We start from the raw sequence: 18,807 nt of genomic DNA on the forward strand, positions 1-18,807 counted from the left end.
AACATCAAAACAGGAGAGAAAGAATGCTGACACACCCGACATTGAACCAAATGGCCGCACTCGGCATGACCGGAATGGCACAAGCTTGGAAGAGCCTGAATGAACAAGATCCTGGGCAATCCCTAGATCGGAATGAATGGCTTGGCCTTATGCTCGACCAGGAAGTAGCATCCCGAGCCGACAAGCGTTTTGCCAACAGGCTGCGCAATGCAAAAATGCGCTTTCCTGATGCATGCATCGAAGACATCAGCTTCGCTGCCAATCGTGGCCTTGATCAGAGCAAAATCCTTTCTCTCGCTCAAGGAGACTGGATTAAGGCTCATGAACAAATCATTCTCACAGGGCAAACCGGAACCGGCAAAACATGGCTCGCCTGCGCCTTCGGACGCCAATCCGCCAGGCTCGACTATTCCGTCTTTTATGTCAGAATGCCCCGCCTGTTTGAGGACATGGCCATGGCCCGTCTCGATGGGCGCTTTCCAAGGCTGGTCGACAAACTTGCTCGCGTCCAGTTGCTCATCCTGGATGACTGGAGAACCCATTCGCTCACAGACCAGCAGCGCCTCGATCTGCTCGAGCTCTTCGAGGAAAGATACCAACGCAAATCAACCATCATCACGGCTCAACTTCCCGTTTCGGCATGGCACGAGATGATCGGCGAGCCGACAATTGCCGATGCCATCCTTGATCAAATTATTCACAATGCGCACCGAATAGAGCTCAAAGGGGAAAGTATGAGGCGATCAGAAGAAAATCAGAACTTGACCCAACAAACAGAACAGAAAACCATCAATCCACAAACCTGAACCAGGTAAAGGATCAGCCATTACTCAGCTGTTCGCGAATTACTGAAATCGCTGTCCGGTATTTCTGAAATCCGCAATAGGTAAGAAAAATAGCGATGAGTACGACCATGGACGATAAGATCAAACGCTGGACAGCGAAGCGGAAATCGGCATTGGTTATTGAGATCATTCAGGGCAAGACAACGGTATCAGAAGCAAGCCGCTCTTTTGATCTGTCGCCCTCCGAGATTGAGGGATGGGTTGAAGATGCCAAGCGAGGGTTGGAGAATAGCCTGCGTGCCAATCCCCTCGACATTCACGCCCAATATGAGAAGCAATTGAAGGATCTTCAGGAAGCCTATGGCGAGGCCATGCTTGAATTGCGTGCACCGATTGCCAAGCTCTGCGCATGGTTTGGCGTTCCTCGCAGGACCGTGTATTACCGGCCAACCAAATCGGCCCCCAAAGTCGATCCCCGGTTTGCTGAGCCGATCAAAGCCATGATCGAGAAGGAGCCGTCCTTCGGCTATCGAACGGTTGCCTGGCTCTTAGGATTCAACAAAAATACCGTTCAGAGGATCGTCCAGATCAAGGGATGGCAGGTTCGTAAGAGGGCTGTTGGAATGCGTCCCCGGATCGAGGCGGTACCGTCAGTTGCCACTGCGCCTAATGAGCGCCTCCTCTCGGCATTTGCTTCGCAATTGCCTGCCGGGCAATGGGTCGACAGACTTGGCACGTGTCTGGACCGGAAAAGATGGTTGGGCATCGTTGGCATTGGTGATCGATTGCCATACCCGTGAACTCCTCGGTTGGCATCTCTCACGAACAGGCAAGGCGACGACGGCTACAGCAGCCCTAGAGCATGCTCTGATCAGTCGATTTGGAACACTTGGTCGTGTCGATCGGGAATTCCTTCTCCGCTCGGACAATGGTTTGGTTTTTACCAGTCGGCACTTCACCGCAATCGTCAAAAGCTACGGGCTCAAACAGGAGTTTATCACGCCTCATTGCCCGCAGCAAAATGGAATGGTGGAGCGTGTGATCCGAACGATGAAGGAGCAGTGCATTCACAGACACCGCTTCGAAACCATCCAGCACGCCAATCGCGTTATTGCCGACTGGATCTTTTTTTACAACAACCAACGGCCACATCAGGCGCTCGCGATGCTAACTCCGGCTGAGGCTTTCAAATTAGCAGCATAATCTGTGCAGATTCCGGTAGGTCAATACAGAGCTTCGTACAATCCGCTAGCCTTGATTTTGTCGTTCTTTGTTGTTTGGGGAAGCAAGCGCTAGTGCAAAGGCTATGATAAGCCAAGTGAAGAAGTTTTTATGCTGGCCAAAGGCATTGGAATATGTAGAAATGGGCCAGAGTGCGGTGATCACTAAACATAGTGCGGCTGTCACATTGCTCGGCAGTGCGCGCCAGTTTCTGGCCTGAAGGATATGCGCAAGCAAGGTGACAAACAGCAGCAAGAACAAGCCCAAACCAATCAAGCCTGTCTCGGCGGCGATCTGAATATAGAGCTGATGCGGGTGATGATAGCATCCTGCGTCAAACAGGACCTGCAACTCAGGGCTCTGGTTGCAATAGGAACCAAACCCTCTAGGCCCGACCCCAATCAACGGATTGAGTTTGGCCGTTTCAATTCCGCTCATCCAAGGCATATAATAGTCGCTACTGGAAAGCCACGGCAACCGAGCTGTCAGAGCAAGCTCGAAACGATTGGACAGCACAGGGAACATCCATAGAACAAAGCCAGCCATAGCGGATACAGCGGCCACGACACTAGCAAAGAGCTTCACATTCATCCTACACGTCAACAGAAACAGAGCGATGCCAAGGATAAGAGAAAGGGTGACATAGATTTCGCCGGTTAGTACCGCAGCCGAGGTGATCAACGCGATTAATGGAATGGCCCAAATCATAGCTTTTGGCTGAGAATAGAACTTGCTTAGCGCCCAAAGAGCGACCGGTAAGCCAAACCCCACAACGAGCCAACCTGATTTAGGGTTTAGGTCCCTGCCCCAAGTTCCATAAAGTCGTTGTGCATCGGGATTTTTGATCTTTTCCGAAATCAGAACTGCGAAGAGAATGGTTAGACCCGCTAAAAGAGACACCAACAATATCTTTCGGGCATCTGGATAGCGGTTGAGCAGAAACGGTAGAGCCACAGCGAACAGGGGAAAGCGAATCCAGACCAGCGGGTCTTTTAGAACATTTTGCGGCCATTGAGAAAGCAGCGACGCTATTAAAATCCAAACCCAGAAAACTGCAGCAATCTGAACCCAGCGCATGCGCATCCAACCCCAATTCCTCTCTGCCAGACAGACGGCAAGAAAAATCACCACTGTCCCAGTTAGCCAGATATCAGAAGCAGCATTGCCCAAAAGGGTGAAGATGCAGAGTGAAAACATCCATATTGCGAACAAAAATTCAAAGTACTTTGAAACTAGGAAGTTTGGTGGTACTGAATACATTCTTAATATAGACCAATAATTCTAAAAACTCTAGGGAAACCATTTAGCAGGCAGAGGATATTTACTCAAGGAAAAATTAGGCGCCGGGTGTCGCTCTTGAAGTGTTAACCCAACGTCTGCATCTGGGCTGACGGCATCTACAGCGGACTGCGTGGCACTGATGACCGGCTCTGCGCTCTGGTCGTGATCGGTGTAAACTGCCGTGCTGAAGCCATTTTCTGGCTATCGACGATGGTGTTCGGGAATCCACCCAGAGCTGGCGAGAGGTTCTGCTGGCTCTCAAAGACCGCGGTCTCAATCCGCCGAAACTGGCCACCGGAGATGATGCCATGGGATTTTGGGCGGCACTGGAAGAGATCTTTCCGACGACCCGACAGCAACGCTGCTGGGTTCACAAGAGCCGGATTTAAAAGTAGTTGAGGGATATTAATAGGTTGTAATTCAACCGCCTTTGATGAGATGATGGAGCATCATATGCCTCGGGATGGTGGATTCCATCGCGAAGTGAGAGGTGGTCCTAGAGTTTGGATCATGTTGCAGCCATTTTAAGGTGGCTCATTGTTTCACATCAGGCTGCGATTTTTTGATGGTTAGTATGGTGTCATATGCCTCATTCGGGGTCAAGATGCCATGTCTAGAATGTGGGCGCTCTGCATTATAATAGGTAATACCATCGAGCAGAATTCAGAACCGATATGCCCATTCTCGCAATTCGATGGACATAATTATCCAAGGTTGACCGACGAGTTTGTTCCAGGCTTCGCAACATATCGCGAGGATTTCCTCGTAGGATGAGAAGATCCGGTTGAAAAGCCGGTTTTTCCGCATGAACTGCCATATATTCTCGACCGGGCTCAATTCAGGAGACGGTGGATTCACATTTCAAACGCAACACCGAAGTTTTCCGCGAAAGCCTCGGATTCAAAACCCCATTCCAGGCGCTGCTGCAAGACCTTGGAAAAGACGCCAAAATTTGCTTTGCTTAAGCGTGTTGCACTTGGAGACCCGCAAAAACCGCTCGCAATTTGAACGTCTGAGCAAGCACGGTGATCCTCTCGAGGTTCTCGAAGTCACGATCGACTTTGAATATTTCCGTGGCTGGCTTGTTGAAGGTCTCGGTTACGGTGATGGGTCCAAGGTTGGTCGCCCTCCGTTTGATCCTGTGTCCATGTTCAAAATTCTGATCCTGCAGGCTCAGCACAATTTGTCCGATGCCAAGATGGAATTCATGATCCGTGATCGGCTATCCTGGATGCGGTTCCTGAACTTTGAACTTGGCGGCGCCACTCCCGACGAGAATACCATCCGACACTTCCGCAATCGCATGACGGAAACAGGCACCCTGAGGCGTGTCATGAAAACCTTTGATTGGCAATTGCACAAGAAGGGTTACATCCCAATGTCAGGCCAGATTGTGGATGCCACGCTGGTTCCCGCTCCCAAGCAACGCAACACGGATGGTGAGAAGGAAGCGGTCAAGGCAGGCAAGCCTGCCAAAGAGATTTGGCCAGACCAGCCTAACAAGGCCGCGCAAAAGGATACCAACGCCCGCTGGACACTGAAGGTTGGCGGAAAAGTGCGCTATCGGCCAGACGGAACGCCATTGCCTCAGATTGCCCTTCCAGTATTTGGCTACAAGAACCATATCAGCATTGATCGCAAATTCGGCTTCATAAGGGGCAGCACAGTGACATCGGCCGCTGATGCTGACGGACGTCAGTTAAGGCATGTTTTGCGCAAGGACAACACGGCTTCCGATGTCTGGGCTGACAGTGCCTATCGTTCTCAGAGCAATGAGAAATGGCTGGCCAGCAACATGCTGACAAGCCAGATCCATCGACGCAAGCCAGCAGGCAAGCCCATGCCGCTCGTAACATCGCGTGCAAATGCGAAGAAGTCCTCAATCCGCGCCCGAGTCGAACATGTCTTTGCTCATCAGAAGAACCGCTACGGCCTGTTCATCCGAACGATCGGGCTTGCTCGGGCTGAAACAAAACTGACACTGGCCAATCTCGCCTACAATTTTGATCGTTCGAAGGGTTGTATTGACCCATCGGAATCTGCACAGTTTATGCTGCTAATTTGAATGCCTCAGCGGGTGTCCGCATGGCGAGTGCTTGGTGCGGGCGGTAATTATTGTAAAAGGCAATCCAATCGCTTATAACCCGATTTGCATGTTTAATGGTTTCGAAGCGGTGTCTGTGAATGCATTGTTCTGATAACACGTTCGACCATTCCATTCTGTTGCGGGCAATGCGGAGTTATGAACTCCTGTTTGAGACCATAATTGCGCATTCCGGTCTTATCCGGCCACTGATTCCGACAGCATCCGGCCACCCATTCCGATTTGATCCGGCCATTGATTCCGGAGCATTCGGCCCCCCTTGTGAAGGGGATTTGCCGACCGTTTTGAGGTAATCACTCACCGGCTATCTTGTGTTCTTTTGGAGCGTGAGAAAGCCCCATGAAGAGATTACCAATGCGCAAGATCCGGGAAGCCCTTCGGCTTCGGGCAGAAGGCTTGTCAGGACGCCGAGTGGCGCAAAGCCTTTCGATAGGACGAGCAACGATATCGGACTATTTCCGTCGCGCGGATTTGGCTGGTTTGGCATGGCCTCTGCCGGTTGATTTGTCTGACAGTGATCTGGAACTTCTTCTTTACCCATCCCAACCTGGGGCGTCCTCTCGCGCGGTACCGCAGCCGGACTGGGCTCATATGCATGCCGAGCTGCGCCGCAAAGGTGTGACGCTGGCTCTGTTGTGGCAGGAATATCGCGAGGTTCATCCTGACGGCTATGGTTACAGCCAATATTGTGCCCGCTATTCAGCGTGGGAAGGCAAGCTTTCGCCGGTAATGCGCCAGCGTCACCCCGCTGGTGAACGGTTGTTTGTCGATTATGCGGGCCAGACCGTGGATGTGATCTGTCCTCAGACCGGTGAAGTGCGCACAGCTCAGATCTTTGTGGCCACGCTTGGGGCGCCGAACTACACCTATGTGGAGGCCAGTTGGACCCAGAGCCTGCCGGATTGGATATCGAGCCATGTGCGGGCCTTCGATTTCTTCGGCGGTGTGCCTGCGATGATTGTCTCAGATAATCTGAAGTCAGCTGTGATCAAGGCCTGTTTCCATGACCCGGCGATCAACCGCACGGGACTATGGAGAATTTTGTGCCCTGGCGCTTTGATTACGCCATTTGGAAACGATCTTCGAACATTATTGCGAACTGGCTTTTCACTGAGTGCCATTCGCGCACGGAGCGTTTCCATTCCACAGAAGTAGCATTCAGGGCGAGATAAATCAATTTCGCAGCTGCCTCGTCACTGGGGAAATGCCCGCGGGAGCGAACGGCCCGGCGGATTTTCGAGTTCAGTGCTTCAATGGCGTTCGTGGTGTAGATCAGCCTGCGCACTTGGGGCGGATAGTCAAGGAACGGGATCACCTCGTTCCAAGTCCGGCGCCAACTCGGCGCGATTGCCGGGTATTTGGCGGCAAGGTCGCTGTTTTCGAACTCCGCCAGCGCAGTCTCCGCGGCTGCTGCGTCCACAGCGGTGTAGACAGCCTTAAGAGCCGCTGCGACGGCCTTGCGATCCTTGTAGCTGGCAAAGCTCATGGAATGGCGCAGCAGATGCACGATACAGGTCTGGACCTGGGTCTGAGGAAAGGCTGCCTCGATGGCCTGGGGGAAGCCCTTCAGACCGTCCACGACGGCGATGAGAATGTCCTGAACGCCACGGTTGCGCAGATCGCTGAGAACTTTAGCCCAGAACTTGGCACCCTCATTGGCCTGGAACCAAAGCCCCAGAACGTCGCGGGTGCCGTCCGGGAGAACAGCCAGGGCCACAAAAACCGCCTTGTTCAGAACCACGCCGTCGGTGCGGATCTTGACCCGGATCGCGTCCATGAACACAATCGGATAACACGGTTCCAGCGGGCGGTTCTGCCAGGCGGTCACTTCCTCCATCACGGCATCGGTGATCGCCGAAATCAGGCTCGGGGACGCCTCTATACCATAGATATCCTCGATATGCCCCTGGATCTCGCGGGTCGTCATCCCGCGCGCGTACATGCTGATGATCTTGGTGTCGAACTCGGGAAAGCGGCGCTGATACTTGGCGATCAGCAGAGGATCAAAGCTGCCGTTGCGGTCACGGGGAATGTCGAGAATGACCTTCCCGCTGTCGGTGGTCACCGTCTTCTGGCTGCGGCCATTGCGACGATTTGGCGCCTGGTTCGCGCCTTCAGGCGGCGCATCGGCGCGTTCTTCGGTCAGATGCTCGTCCAGTTCGGCGCTCAGGGCTCGTTCGGCCAGCGCCTTGGTCAGTTCTTGCAGAATCCCGTCCTCTCCGAACAGATCGCCCGCTTTGCGGCCTTCTGCGCATTCCGGAGCATCCGGCCGGCCATTCCGATAACATCCGGCCACCTAATCCGGAGTATCCGGCCACCTTTGGCGTGCCGTCTTGAGGCCTGAAGATTTAGGTATCAGCTTTTGTTGTTTTCGTCACCCGTTTTGACATGGGTTTTTCGGAAGGACTGGCCTTCGAGTTCGAGGCGATATGCGTTGTGCACGAGCCGATCGAGGATTGCATCGGCGAAGGTAGGTTCGCCGATAACCTCGTGCCAGGTTTTCAGTGGCAATTGGCTGGTGATCAGGATTGACCCTGCACCATATCGGTCTTCGACGATTTCCATGAGGTCCCGTCTCTGGTTTGCATTCAGACGGTCGGGTCCCCAGTCGTCGAGGATCAGGAGTTGGGTTTTGGCAAGGCTTCGAAAGAGGCGCGGGAAGCGCCCGTCTGCATGGGCCATCTCCAATTCGCCAAACAGACGTGGCACACGTTTGTAAAGCACGGTGACACCACTTCGACAAGCGGCCTGAGCGAGCGCACAGGCTAACCAGGTTTTACCGACGCCACATGAGCCGGTGATCATCAAGTTCCGTTTGTCCCGTATCCATTTACCTGTCAGCAGTTGCTGGAACAGCGCCTTGTCCAGCCCACGTCTGGTTTTGTAGTCGACATCTTCTGGGGCGGCTCCGACATGGCGCAGACGGGCGGTTCGCATTCGGCTCTCGAACCGCTTGGTCTCGCGGCTGGCAGCTTCTCTGTCGATGAGTAGCCCCAACCATTCGGCGTGGGTGAGATCGACCGTTCCGTCTTGGCTGGCTAGCTCGGTGAAGGCCTCTGCCATGCCGTCGAGCTTGAGGCTATTGAGCTGCTCCAGGGTTGGATGTGTCAGCATATCCTGTCCTTTCAATGGAAGTAATCTGCACCACGGATATTGATACCAAGGGCGTGAAGTTCTGACTCTTTAGGGATTCCATTTTTAGCACTGGCGTGATTCAACATGGCAAAGGAGATTTTGCCATGTCTGCCGCTTTGATTCTTAGCGATGCTTTTGACGCCGATAGTTTGCGCCGTCTTGCCAAAGGATGCCGCAATGCCAAACAGAGCCGCCGCCTACTGGCCATTGCGGCTGTCTATGACGGCATGAACCGTGCTGATGCCGCCAAAGTCGGCGGTATGGACCGCCAGACTTTGCGAGATTGGGTTCTTCGCTTCAATGAGCAAGGCACCGATGGTCTTGTCGACATCAAAGCAACCGGCGCTCCCATGCGCTTGAGCCCAGAACAGCTCGAAGAGTTTGTTGCTATCGTTGAAACCGGTCCTGATCCTGAGAAGGACGGCGTCTCTGTCTGGCGTAGCCAGGATCTGGTGCGTGTGATCCAAGAGCGGTTTGGGGTCTCCTACAAGGAACGTGGAGTACGGGATCTTTTGCGCCGCATGGGGTATGTGCGCATATCTGGTCGACCTCAACATCCAGAACAAAAGCCTGAAGTCATTGATGCTTTCAAAAAAACTTCTCCGCAACGTTGGCAGCGCATGTAGGCCATTTGCCAAAGAACAAGCCCATCGAGATTTGGTGGCAAGATGAGGCTAGGCTTGGTCAGAAGAATGGACTGGCCCGACTATGGAGAATTTTGTGCCCTGGCGTGGTAACTCTAATATGAGGAGACCCACGTATGAGCATCGACAAAGCCCTTTTGGATCATCTGATGGAAGGCCGCAAAGCGGGCGATCTGTTCGGAGAGGACGGGATTCTGCAAGAACTGACCAAGGCGCTGGCCGAACGAGCCCTGAGCGCCGAACTGGACGAGCATCTGACCGAAGAACGCGCCGATGCGCCGCCTGAAGGCGCGAACCAGGCGCCAAATCGTCGCAATGGCCGCAGCCAGAAGACGGTGACCACCGACAGCGGGAAGGTCATTCTCGACATTCCCCGTGACCGCAACGGCAGCTTTGATCCTCTGCTGATCGCCAAGTATCAGCGCCGCTTTCCCGAGTTCGACACCAAGATCATCAGCATGTACGCGCGCGGGATGACGACCCGCGAGATCCAGGGGCATATCGAGGATATCTATGGTATAGAGGCGTCCCCGAGCCTGATTTCGGCGATCACCGATGCCGTGATGGAGGAAGTGACCGCCTGGCAGAACCGCCCGCTGGAACCGTGTTATCCGATTGTGTTCATGGACGCGATCCGGGTCAAGATCCGCACCGACGGCGTGGTTCTGAACAAGGCGGTTTTTGTGGCCCTGGCTGTTCTCCCGGACGGCACCCGCGACGTTCTGGGGCTTTGGTTCCAGGCCAATGAGGGTGCCAAGTTCTGGGCTAAAGTTCTCAGCGATCTGCGCAACCGTGGCGTTCAGGACATTCTCATCGCCGTCGTGGACGGTCTGAAGGGCTTCCCCCAGGCCATCGAGGCAGCCTTTCCTCAGACCCAGGTCCAGACCTGTATCGTGCATCTGCTGCGCCATTCCATGAGCTTTGCCAGCTACAAGGATCGCAAGGCCGTCGCAGCGGCTCTTAAGGCTGTCTACACCGCTGTGGACGCAGCAGCCGCGGAGACTGCGCTGGCGGAGTTCGAAAACAGCGACCTTGCCGCCAAATACCCGGCAATCGCGCCGAGTTGGCGCCGGACTTGGAACGAGGTGATCCCGTTCCTTGACTATCCGCCCCAAGTGCGCAGGCTGATCTACACCACGAACGCCATTGAAGCACTGAACTCGAAAATCCGCCGGGCCGTTCGCTCCCGCGGGCATTTCCCCAGTGACGAGGCAGCTGCGAAATTGATTTATCTCGCCCTGAATGCTACTTCTGTGGAATGGAAACGCTCCGTGCGCGAATGGCACTCAGTGAAAAGCCAGTTCGCAATAATGTTCGAAGATCGTTTCCAAATGGCGTAATCAAAGCGCCAGGGCACAAAATTCTGCATAGTCCCGCCAGTCCATTCTTCTGACCAAGCCTAGCCTCATCTTGCCACCAAATCTCGATGGGCTTGTTCTTTGGCAAATGGCCTACATGCGCTGCCAACGTTGCGGAGAAGTTTTTTTGAAAGCATCAATGACTTCAGGCTTTTGTTCTGGATGTTGAGGTCGACCAGATATGCGCACATACCCCATGCGGCGCAAAAGATCCCGTACTCCACGTTCCTTGTAGGAGACCCCAAACCGCTCTTGGATCACACGCACCAGATCCTGGCTACGCCAGACAGAGACGCCGTCCTTCTCAGGATCAGGACCGGTTTCAACGATAGCAACAAACTCTTCGAGCTGTTCTGGGCTCAAGCGCATGGGAGCGCCGGTTGCTTTGATGTCGACAAGACCATCGGTGCCTTGCTCATTGAAGCGAAGAACCCAATCTCGCAAAGTCTGGCGGTCCATACCGCCGACTTTGGCGGCATCAGCACGGTTCATGCCGTCATAGACAGCCGCAATGGCCAGTAGGCGGCGGCTCTGTTTGGCATTGCGGCATCCTTTGGCAAGACGGCGCAAACTATCGGCGTCAAAAGCATCGCTAAGAATCAAAGCGGCAGACATGGCAAAATCTCCTTTGCCATGTTGAATCACGCCAGTGCTAAAAATGGAATCCCTAAAGAGTCAGAACTTCACGCCCTTGGTATAATGTCGAGGGGATTGGCACGCAGGCTATTCTCCAACCCTCGCTTGGCGTCTTCAACCCATCCCTCAATCTCGGAGGGCGACAGATCAAAAGAGCGGCTTGCTTCTGATACCGTCGTCTTGCCCTGAATGATCTCAATAACCAATGCCGATTTCCGCTTCGCTGTCCAGCGTTTGATCTTATCGTCCATAGTCGTACTCATCACTATTTTCCTTACCTATAGCATGAGCAGAATTTCAATGGGTCAATACAAAGGACTGGAAGGCTGCTATCGCCAGTTCAGAAACATAGGTCACAATTGCAAACATCAAGGTTATGTTCCGACGCTCGGCAACATATTGTTATGTCTTATAGACTTTTGAAGTTCCTTATTCGTGAGGAGGATTACTCCGAAGTAATGTCCAACAAGAACGATCGAATATCTTTAGGCTCTTTATTTTCGTAAAATTCTCGATTAAAATCGGCATCCCCCTTATCCATTTGCAACGCCAATTCCATTTTATCCGCAAGTTCATCGCGATAAGGATCATAAACTACGATGTTCTTGGAGATTTTTTCTATAGTGTCTTTGTCACGCTGTAAAAAACAATTTGTCACGGTTGGAATACCGGAGGCGGCGGATTGCCAAGCAATAACGCCTGGGTGTGCAGAATAAATCATTGAAACAACGGCATCGCAGCTCCCGATCAAATTTATATACTCATCTTTTGGAAGTTTGTTTAGTACATATACTTTAGAACCATTTGCCTCAAAGGAATAAGACACTTCAACCGTACCTACTAGATAGAATTCATATCCATTGTGTCTTGCTGAAAAAGCATTAATTGCCTCCAAAATGATTTCTGGAAGATTTCTGGAATTGAAAAACTCCGGGCGAAAATAGCAAAATATCTTTTTTGATTTCTCCATTTTCACTGGAAATGGAGATATCTCAGGGGATTTAACATATATGCGCTTTGCGTTGAGAAGCCCCTGCCTTTCAAGAAAATCTCGCAAAAAAGGCGTTGAAATAATTATGTTTTCTGATTTTAGAAGTGCCTTCTCGCACCTTATATACTGGGTTCCGAATGGAAAAAATCCTGCTTCATAATCTTGACAGTAGTAGACTATTTTTGATGCATCCCCCCCCAACATTTCCAGTGCCATGAAAAATGTCTCCGTGTCGAAACAAATTGCCATTGTGGGGGCGTGGGTTATCTTCAAAGCTTCCCGATAATGAAGTATATTCAGCTGGCTCCCAAATTCTGTAAGCAATTCAGGATTGCGCGCACTCTCCAGTACAAGGACGTTGATTTTTTCAAAATCGCCGAAGATTTTTGCGATGTCTTTGAAAAAGATTGAGTAACCTGCATAGAAAAGGGAGGCATCTAAATAGGGAATAAAAATCGTCAGTTCACGTTTGTCGGGCTGCGGCAGCCTCATGAGGTTTGTTTCGTAGTGACGTGGAGCATGAGCATTTATAGGATAAAATAGAGAGCTGGTTGAGGGGTAACTTGGCGCTATTCCAAACCGTTTTCTGAAATCGATCGTGCTGGTGACGCGAACTTCATGCTGACCAAATAGCAAGTAATGCATATAGCCGCATTCAAATTCACCGCGTTCGACGGCTTTTTTTATATCAGGATATGCATTGCAGTAAAAATCTTCGTCGAAGTTTATTATTCTATTTGTGCCAGATTTTAGGCGGTCGATTTCGTTCTTGAACTCAACGAGTGGCCGGTCGAACATCGGCGATAAACAATGTGCTTGAGCCAACTGCTCGTGTCGCCTTTGCCTTTGTTTCCTAGTCGCGAACATTTAGAATCCTTTCCGCTTCCAGCCGCAAATTGTTACTCAATATATCGAGTATTTTCATGGCTTCCTGCTGTTTCCCGGTGGCGTGATATGCACGCAAAAGCGTAAATGCAGCCGTCTGGTCATTAGGGCTTATTTTATGGGCTTTTTCCAGAAAATAGATTGCTAGTTTGGGGAAGCGTAAATCAAGAAGAGTGCAGCCTAGTCCATGTGCGACCCCTAAATCTGTCTTGTTATGCATATAAGCGCGTAGAAACCAATAAAGAGCTTTGTATTTCTTGTCGTTTCTGAAATAGTGCTCACCCAATCTGACCGTAAGCTTGGGATCCTTTTTGATGAGGGGCAAAAAATTGTCAATTGTCTTGCCTATATTGTCAAAATCTTGCTGGAACGTAAAAAAGTCTATCATTCGCTCCAATACAAAAATCTGGTCAGCAGTGCTCATATAGCGCTTTTGAGGCTTGCCCTCCATAAGCCAGAGGTAGGATTGTTCCAAGGTTCCCCTGTCGCGCTGTCTTATATTCCAGTAAAGTGCTTTCCTCAGACGAGCCTCATTAGGTTCGTCCTTTTCGATCTCTTCCTTTATGATCGATTGGCGCAACAGTACAATATCGGAGTATTCCCGCTTGTTGCTGTTGCGGATTTGTTCAATTTGCAGAGGAAATGGATACTGAGGAGCCACTATTTCCGCGTCTTCAAAGCGATGTGCCGAAGCCGAGTTCAAATACGAAGTGCTCGGTATTGGATTTTCGATCATCGGTGGTATTGCTTTAAGAGCATTTTTGAGCTTTTCGTATTCCGGCCGATCACCAATCAGATAACGCCAGCTGCCTTCGTCAACCAGCCACGACGGAGCGAAGCCGCATTTTAAAACATCGCTCAAAAAGAGGAATTCCTTATCAAATGTCTCAACCCAACGCTTGTACAGATATCCTATATGTGGAGGGACTTCATCAAACTTATAGTCGAATACACTGCCGTATTGCAGCATGTGGACCGAAATCTGACGAAAATCGAGTTTCTCGACCAGACGAAGAAGATTTGAATCGCTTCGCGCATACTCCAGCCATAAGAAGCATTCGGGACCAATTCCGTTAAATATGTGGTCGGCGACATAGCGTGTTCTAAGCGAAAAATGGGTAACATTTCTAAGTGCCTTCATGCCGCCGAGATAGATCATATCTTTGGCCATAAACGGCAAGCTCAACGAAAGATGTTCGACAGCCAACCGGTTTTCCGATATCATCCTCTGATAAGGCTCTTCGTTGAATTCTCTGCTTATAAATGCGCTTAGAACATCCTTGCGCAGCAGAAATTTATCCGTACGCCCCTTCAATATCAGAGCATCATCGTCACAGGCGTTAAGCCCCGCATTCAGGGTCCTCCATTGCCGGTATATGTTCGCAGGGCCACCCTCTTGAATGTTTGGAGAGCCTATAATTGCAGCACCTTCGCTGGCAAGCCACCTAAAAATTTCGGTATTGGCTGCGATGTCTTCGTGCCATGTCGAAATAACAACGGAAATGTCCGCGTCGACTTGCTCTCTTTTATGCAGTATCGAATCAGCAATCAGAACAAACTCTTCAACATCTCGAATTGCCCCATTTAGAAGGATTGTTCTTTTCATCGTTCATCCTTAGCCGCAATCAGCTCCATTAATGTTTCACAAGAGCCGCCACCCTCTTCTGCTATAACGCCAAAGTAACGCTCCATGGCATGTGCAAGCGTCCCATCAAGCTGCCCATTCTCACCATCAAAGCGATAACGCCACAATTCTCGGCTCGCAACTGATCTCAAAAAAAAGCCAGTTCCTAAAAACATACTACCGGGTATGAACTTTACGTCGCTTGAGCTGTAATCAGATCCTATGAGCCACGAAAGCCAAGGTTGGTTATTTATATAGTGATCTGTAATCTTGAACGTTTCTAATCCGTACAGCGAAGTAACATTCTGATCAGCCAATTCATAAAGCTGTTTCGTTACCTCGTTGCTACCGATGAACGACAGAAGATTTACGAGAAACCAGGCACCAGCATCTGCAACATGGAGAGAACGCTTCGTATGAAGTTTGATGAACGTTTTATAATGGTCTATATCCAGGTTGCGTAAAGCAAGCAAAAAAGGAAAAATGTCACGACCAACATTGGGAACAACAAAACAGGCAATTGCACAAGGAACGTGAGAAATGAAGTAATTGCAAATATTTTCATTCGGCGTTGTCAATACAACGTCTGTATCGCGCAAATTCTTTGCTTTTTCAAATATAATTTTTGCTTCTTCTTCATAGAATCCATGTATTATTAACAGATGAGGCCGTCGAGCTGCAACTTTAAAATTTTCAGAAAGCCGCGCAAATTCGTCCTTACCGCCGCACGAACCGTCTAAATAGGCCGGCACATCCACAGAATATATACGTTCGTCTTCAGTGGATTGAGAAACTATAATATCACTTGGAGATATCTGAGATTCTGTTGGCTTCTGAGCCTCAATACGCATTGCCAGCCGGTATAGCCTGTATTCTTGAAGTCGCGGTAATATAGGAAGCAATTGGGCACGAACAAATGACCGAAACGGAAAATTTCGCGTCCACTCCAATTTCGCCTGGGTTCTAAACAATTCAGTCTTCAATTGAACGAGTTCGAGGTAATTCTGAAGTTCTATTCTTACCATTATTTTGCCTGTTTACGCATGAAATAGCGTACATAGAAAGACGTTAGGCGCGGAAAGCGATAGCGCAGGAAAAGTACCAATCTGGGAGAAAGCACTCTGCTGATCCAACGATGCAATGAGCTAGGCGTCAGCGTAATATTCAACTGCTTTTTCAAGTAGTCGTTTTCGCGTCTTAGGTGCGTGATCTGCTCATGGTAACGTGTCGTCGCACTATCGATCCCGTCTTTAACAAAAAAGTGCTGTGGTGCACCGGAAATAGACACTGGAAAGTTGTCAACCTTGCTAGATTTTGCTTCTGGGAGCCCGCTGAATTTCTTCCGGAATTCCTCATAACAATCATAGACATCCGAAGACACTTCGAGCGGGCGTCCAGAGGAACTCACTGCAAGGTCTTTTTTGAGCGCAGCTATCTCGTCTGACGGAAGTACCTTAATTAGTTCTTTGACAAAGGAATCATGCGCAATTACATCGCTCTTTTCTGTTCCGAGAAACTTGTCACTTCCATTGTGCTCGATTGCTTCTTCTATGGAGCGAAACGGGCTACCGGAAAAATCACGTTCCGGCCCCCACCCCACCTTGAATAGGCGTCGAGAACCAACCACCAACCCTTGATAGCTCGCGCAATCTGTTTGTTGTTCAAAATATATAGAACCTGCTCGGAGCGCTCATTCGCGATTTCGCTAATATGTGGAAGATTCCAGTAGAAGTGCTCCTGAAACACTTTACTTTCTTTGAAAGGCCTCAAAGAAAATGTCTGCTCCACAGCAAGCCTGTTGTAAACAAGTTCCATTTCAGCCGACAAGTTAACCATCTTTTGCAAATCACGCTTGCGTCCAAAAAATTGCGCATCTCCGTTTAGAAAGGGAAATAACATTTGGCTATTTTCAATTAATATTCGATTGCCAATGCCAACTCCCATGAAATCATCAGCTTCAGTAGTGCCATTGACGAATTCATGGATCATATCATCGGTGTTATCTGCAAGATCCACACGTGTCTTAAGAACGAATTGTCCATCGTCGATCACACTCAGGCCGTAGTAATAAGCCAGCATCTGATGGAGTTGATGCCCACCATTTCAAGATAAGCCGGGGCTCTTCTTACCTCCACGATCAGAACACCGGCCTCTTCCAACGAGCGGCGTAGCCCATTATACCGATCAACTTCTCCAATCCAAGTGGCGTAGACTATCTTATCTACGTAACCTGAATTACGCCAATTAACGTAGTGCGTAAGCTTTCTTTGTGAGCCGATTCTGTTCACGAACCAAACCACAAATTAGAACCGATATTGCCATTTTCTGTTCTCTTGTGTAGCCTAGCGCAAATCAAGAATTGCTCTTGCGGTAGAAATCTACACCTTTTGAAAATTCCCCGTCAAAGGTAATGCGGCCTTCCTCTATGACAAGTACGCGATTGCAAACACCATCGAACTCGTCAGGTCCGTGCGTCGCGATAAATGCGGTTTGAGACACCGCAATGGTTTCATGTAACTTAGAATTCGCCTTTTTCAATGAAAAACTCATCGCCACCTCCGAGCACTTCATCCAGCAATAATATACGTGGAGTCTCGCATATCGCGGTCGCGAACGCGAGCCGGCTCCTGTAACCAGTAGAGAGGTGCTTGAATTGTTTATTGGCATCTGTTGTCAATTCGCAAAATTCCAAAATTCCCCTTTTGAGTTCGCGGATTTGACCAGAAGTAAGATTCCGCAAGAGAAGCGAGACATCGATGTTTTCCTCAACTGTCAACTCGTCTTCCATTCCGATACCAGCGGCAAGAACCGCCGTTGGTTTACTGCGCGTCCAAACCTGTCCTCGGGTTGGGGTGAAAATGCCCGCAAGCACCTTCATAAAAGTGGTTTTACCATTGCCGTTTTTACCAATTACACAAATGCGATCCCCCTCCCGCGCGATAAAATGCGGCATTCAATATCAACTTGCGAACGGTTGGATGTTTACGATTCACCAGAAGACTCTTCAGTGAGCTTGGCCGGCTACCAACCGAAACGGAGAGTTCAACATTTGAAATTTCTACTGTTAAATTTTCTTCCACATGCAATCCCAATTTGTCAGTATTTCTGCACTCTTGCGGACAGATCAAAGATAGATAACAACTTTTCTCGCAAAGGCGTTGTACACGAAAGTGCCAACAACAACGAATGCTAGCGAGAGAACAGCAGGCAAGACCAAATCCACCATTGTGAATAGATCGCCTAGAAAGATCTTCTGTGATAGTTGGACGTAATAGGTGAGCGGATTAAGCTCTATAATCAGGCGCACCCTGTCGTCGATCATCGATTTTGCATATGCAATAGGGGTCAACCAGAACAAAACCTGAAGTGCCAATCCAACAAGATAGGGAATGTCCGCAAGAAGGGAGTTAGCACTGCTAATACCAAGCCGAGGCCATATATGAATGATACAAGCACAACAAGCATATACGGAATAAGAAGAAGGCTGAGACTTACTGTCCCCGAAGCCAGCAAGCCTACTATGGCCAAACCAAAAAAAGGAAGCAACAAAAACAGCTCCCCTAAGATATCAGCCATAATAAGCCCTTTGAAGTCAACATTGTTGTGCTGAATAAGGGCCCGCCGACCGACAAGACTGTTGCAAGTTTTAGTAATTGAAGCCGAAATTACTATCCACGTCCCAATGCCGCTGACCAGCCACAAAAACTTATGCGGTTGGGTGCTTTTTGAACACGAACTCCATCACGAACCAGATGATCAACATCTGCATCAACGGCGCAGCGACGCTCCACATCACGCCAATGAACGTATTTAGAGAGCGCTTGCGTATCTCAAACACGGCCAACCGGAATATGTTTGATCCAATATTAGAAATACTTTTCATTTGACTATCCGCTAACCAGTTCCTGTCACCAAAAGTGCTAAGTGATTTTGTCTATCAGACGTCTAGTCCAGCTAGGCTGACCCATTTGGACTGCAGGAGCGTGGGTATCATTTAAACGCTCAATCTCAAGCTGGGCGTTGCAAAGTCTCGATCCGAGATTCTTGTGCTCTGTTTGCCAGTACTTGGCCTTGGCTCGGTAGAAGAAACGCCCCCCAAGGGCTTCATGTATCGCCTTGAATTTCTCGCATTCGACGGCATCC

Annotated in this window: 21 protein-coding genes and 2 pseudogenes; 8 read left to right on the plus strand and 15 right to left on the minus strand. The window is 50.0% G+C overall.

Annotation, left to right across the window (positions count from 1 at the left end):
• Window positions 1-23 precede the first annotated feature (23 nt).
• The 3 genes from istB (CPH65_RS23560) to CPH65_RS24365 all read left to right on the plus strand — a co-directional run bounded on the left by istB (CPH65_RS23560) (window position 24) and on the right by CPH65_RS24365 (window position 1,988).
• Window positions 24-806, plus strand: a complete 783-nt coding sequence (istB, locus tag CPH65_RS23560; protein ID WP_096171761.1) for an IS21-like element helper ATPase IstB — start codon at window positions 24-26, stop codon at window positions 804-806.
• A gap of 107 nt (window positions 807-913) precedes the next feature.
• Entirely contained in the window at window positions 914-1,585 is a 672-nt protein-coding gene (locus CPH65_RS24785; RefSeq protein ID WP_244574486.1) for a transposase, read from the plus strand.
• Window positions 1,563-1,988, plus strand: coding sequence for an integrase core domain-containing protein (locus tag CPH65_RS24365; protein ID WP_244574676.1), 426 nt, complete (start codon window positions 1,563-1,565; stop codon window positions 1,986-1,988). The genes CPH65_RS24785 and CPH65_RS24365 overlap by 23 nt, the downstream gene beginning before the upstream one ends.
• 45 nt (window positions 1,989-2,033) lie before the next feature.
• Here CPH65_RS24365 and CPH65_RS23570 read toward each other — a convergent pair whose 3' ends face one another.
• Window positions 2,034-3,266 (minus strand): O-antigen ligase family protein, encoded by a 1,233-nt coding sequence (locus tag CPH65_RS23570; RefSeq protein WP_096176125.1) that lies wholly within the window; start codon window positions 3,264-3,266, stop codon window positions 2,034-2,036.
• A gap of 108 nt (window positions 3,267-3,374) precedes the next feature.
• On the opposite strand from CPH65_RS23570, the pseudogene CPH65_RS23575 reads away from it, so the two are divergent.
• Window positions 3,375-3,667: pseudogene (locus CPH65_RS23575) on the plus strand (transposase); the annotation flags it as partial.
• A 283-nt stretch (window positions 3,668-3,950) separates the two neighbouring features.
• On the opposite strand, the pseudogene CPH65_RS24790 reads toward CPH65_RS23575, so the two are convergent.
• Window positions 3,951-4,133: pseudogene (locus CPH65_RS24790) on the minus strand (IS630 family transposase); the annotation flags it as partial.
• A gap of 130 nt (window positions 4,134-4,263) precedes the next feature.
• Between CPH65_RS24790 and CPH65_RS23580 the strand changes: the two are divergent.
• Window positions 4,264-5,352 (plus strand): transposase, encoded by a 1,089-nt coding sequence (locus CPH65_RS23580; RefSeq protein WP_244574487.1) that lies wholly within the window; start codon window positions 4,264-4,266, stop codon window positions 5,350-5,352.
• On the opposite strand, the gene CPH65_RS25110 is transcribed toward CPH65_RS23580, so the two are convergent.
• The gene (locus tag CPH65_RS25110; protein WP_197703916.1) at window positions 5,336-5,506 is read right to left on the minus strand and encodes an integrase core domain-containing protein; all 171 of its coding nucleotides are present in this window, start codon (window positions 5,504-5,506) and stop codon (window positions 5,336-5,338) included. The two genes, CPH65_RS23580 and CPH65_RS25110, sit on opposite strands and share 17 nt — an antisense overlap.
• 224 nt (window positions 5,507-5,730) lie before the next feature.
• Between CPH65_RS25110 and istA the strand changes: the two genes are divergently transcribed.
• The gene (gene istA, locus CPH65_RS23590; protein ID WP_157747874.1) at window positions 5,731-6,546 is read left to right on the plus strand and encodes an IS21 family transposase; all 816 of its coding nucleotides are present in this window, start codon (window positions 5,731-5,733) and stop codon (window positions 6,544-6,546) included.
• On the opposite strand, the gene CPH65_RS23595 is transcribed toward istA, so the two are convergent.
• Window positions 6,452-7,687, minus strand: coding sequence for an IS256 family transposase (locus CPH65_RS23595; RefSeq protein WP_096176128.1), 1,236 nt, complete (start codon window positions 7,685-7,687; stop codon window positions 6,452-6,454). The genes istA and CPH65_RS23595 overlap by 95 nt on opposite strands.
• A 59-nt stretch (window positions 7,688-7,746) precedes the next feature.
• Window positions 7,747-8,505 (minus strand): IS21-like element helper ATPase IstB, encoded by a 759-nt coding sequence (istB, locus tag CPH65_RS23600; RefSeq protein WP_096176129.1) that lies wholly within the window; start codon window positions 8,503-8,505, stop codon window positions 7,747-7,749.
• Window positions 8,506-8,600: 95 nt separating this feature from the next.
• Between istB (CPH65_RS23600) and CPH65_RS23605 the strand changes: the two genes are divergently transcribed.
• Window positions 8,601-9,152, plus strand: coding sequence for a winged helix-turn-helix domain-containing protein (locus tag CPH65_RS23605; RefSeq protein ID WP_157747456.1), 552 nt, complete (start codon window positions 8,601-8,603; stop codon window positions 9,150-9,152).
• 134 nt (window positions 9,153-9,286) lie between these two features.
• Window positions 9,287-10,510 carry an IS256 family transposase gene (locus tag CPH65_RS23610; RefSeq protein ID WP_096171576.1) on the plus strand — a complete coding sequence of 408 codons (1,224 nt, stop codon included), beginning with the start codon at window positions 9,287-9,289 and terminating at the stop codon, window positions 10,508-10,510.
• A gap of 111 nt (window positions 10,511-10,621) precedes the next feature.
• Here the strand turns inward: CPH65_RS23610 and CPH65_RS23615 are convergent, their stop codons facing one another.
• The 10 genes from CPH65_RS23615 to CPH65_RS24370 all read right to left on the minus strand — a co-directional run.
• The gene (locus CPH65_RS23615) at window positions 10,622-11,173 is read right to left on the minus strand and encodes a winged helix-turn-helix domain-containing protein (RefSeq protein ID WP_157747456.1); all 552 of its coding nucleotides are present in this window, start codon (window positions 11,171-11,173) and stop codon (window positions 10,622-10,624) included.
• A 38-nt stretch (window positions 11,174-11,211) separates the two neighbouring features.
• The gene (locus tag CPH65_RS23620; protein ID WP_096173299.1) at window positions 11,212-11,427 is read right to left on the minus strand and encodes a DUF1153 domain-containing protein; all 216 of its coding nucleotides are present in this window, start codon (window positions 11,425-11,427) and stop codon (window positions 11,212-11,214) included.
• Window positions 11,428-11,609: 182 nt separating this feature from the next.
• On the minus strand, window positions 11,610-12,980 hold the full coding sequence (locus tag CPH65_RS23625; RefSeq protein ID WP_157747875.1) for a hypothetical protein: 1,371 nt from the start codon (window positions 12,978-12,980) through the stop codon (window positions 11,610-11,612).
• A 28-nt stretch (window positions 12,981-13,008) separates the two neighbouring features.
• Complete coding sequence (locus tag CPH65_RS23630; protein WP_096173297.1) at window positions 13,009-14,646, minus strand: lipopolysaccharide assembly protein LapB; 1,638 nt, start codon at window positions 14,644-14,646, stop codon at window positions 13,009-13,011.
• Entirely contained in the window at window positions 14,643-15,515 is an 873-nt protein-coding gene (locus tag CPH65_RS23635; protein ID WP_157747597.1) for a rhamnan synthesis F family protein, read from the minus strand. Before CPH65_RS23635 ends, CPH65_RS23630 begins: the two co-directional genes overlap by 4 nt.
• A gap of 173 nt (window positions 15,516-15,688) precedes the next feature.
• Window positions 15,689-16,291 (minus strand): hypothetical protein, encoded by a 603-nt coding sequence (locus CPH65_RS23640; protein WP_172891574.1) that lies wholly within the window; start codon window positions 16,289-16,291, stop codon window positions 15,689-15,691.
• Window positions 16,213-16,743: a hypothetical protein gene (locus CPH65_RS23645; RefSeq protein ID WP_096176132.1), complete on the minus strand. Its 531-nt coding sequence runs from the start codon at window positions 16,741-16,743 to the stop codon at window positions 16,213-16,215. The genes CPH65_RS23640 and CPH65_RS23645 overlap by 79 nt, the downstream gene beginning before the upstream one ends.
• A 273-nt stretch (window positions 16,744-17,016) precedes the next feature.
• Window positions 17,017-17,214, minus strand: a complete 198-nt coding sequence (locus tag CPH65_RS24890) for a hypothetical protein (protein WP_157747876.1) — start codon at window positions 17,212-17,214, stop codon at window positions 17,017-17,019.
• On the minus strand, window positions 17,183-17,617 hold the full coding sequence (locus CPH65_RS24895; RefSeq protein WP_096176133.1) for an ATP-binding cassette domain-containing protein: 435 nt from the start codon (window positions 17,615-17,617) through the stop codon (window positions 17,183-17,185). Before CPH65_RS24895 ends, CPH65_RS24890 begins: the two co-directional genes overlap by 32 nt.
• Window positions 17,618-18,584: 967 nt before the next feature.
• Window positions 18,585-18,807, minus strand: a 223-nt coding sequence (locus CPH65_RS24370) for a hypothetical protein (RefSeq protein WP_210201010.1), incomplete at its 5' end; no start/stop codon positions are given.

Source organism: Cohaesibacter sp. ES.047 (assembly GCF_900215505.1).
Taxonomy (GTDB): Bacteria; Pseudomonadota; Alphaproteobacteria; order Rhizobiales; family Cohaesibacteraceae; genus Cohaesibacter.

Excerpts from the sequence above, each read along its gene's own strand:
- istB (WP_096171761.1), top strand. The coding sequence starts at position 24 with ATGCTGACACACCCGACATTGAACCAAATGGCCGCACTCGGCATGACC.
- CPH65_RS24785 (WP_244574486.1), top strand. The coding sequence starts at position 914 with ATGGACGATAAGATCAAACGCTGGACAGCGAAGCGGAAATCGGCATTG.
- CPH65_RS23570 (WP_096176125.1), bottom strand. The coding sequence starts at position 3,266 with ATGTATTCAGTACCACCAAACTTCCTAGTTTCAAAGTACTTTGAATTT.
- CPH65_RS25110 (WP_197703916.1), bottom strand. The coding sequence starts at position 5,506 with ATGGAATGGTCGAACGTGTTATCAGAACAATGCATTCACAGACACCGC.
- istA (WP_157747874.1), top strand. The coding sequence starts at position 5,731 with ATGAAGAGATTACCAATGCGCAAGATCCGGGAAGCCCTTCGGCTTCGG.
- istB (WP_096176129.1), bottom strand. The coding sequence starts at position 8,505 with ATGCTGACACATCCAACCCTGGAGCAGCTCAATAGCCTCAAGCTCGAC.
- CPH65_RS23610 (WP_096171576.1), top strand. The coding sequence starts at position 9,287 with ATGAGCATCGACAAAGCCCTTTTGGATCATCTGATGGAAGGCCGCAAA.
- CPH65_RS23620 (WP_096173299.1), bottom strand. The coding sequence starts at position 11,427 with ATGAGTACGACTATGGACGATAAGATCAAACGCTGGACAGCGAAGCGG.
- CPH65_RS23630 (WP_096173297.1), bottom strand. The coding sequence starts at position 14,646 with ATGAAAAGAACAATCCTTCTAAATGGGGCAATTCGAGATGTTGAAGAG.
- CPH65_RS23635 (WP_157747597.1), bottom strand. The coding sequence starts at position 15,515 with ATGCGTATTGAGGCTCAGAAGCCAACAGAATCTCAGATATCTCCAAGT.
- CPH65_RS23645 (WP_096176132.1), bottom strand. The coding sequence starts at position 16,743 with ATGCTGGCTTATTACTACGGCCTGAGTGTGATCGACGATGGACAATTC.
- CPH65_RS24890 (WP_157747876.1), bottom strand. The coding sequence starts at position 17,214 with ATGAGTTTTTCATTGAAAAAGGCGAATTCTAAGTTACATGAAACCATT.
- CPH65_RS24895 (WP_096176133.1), bottom strand. The coding sequence starts at position 17,617 with ATGCCGCATTTTATCGCGCGGGAGGGGGATCGCATTTGTGTAATTGGT.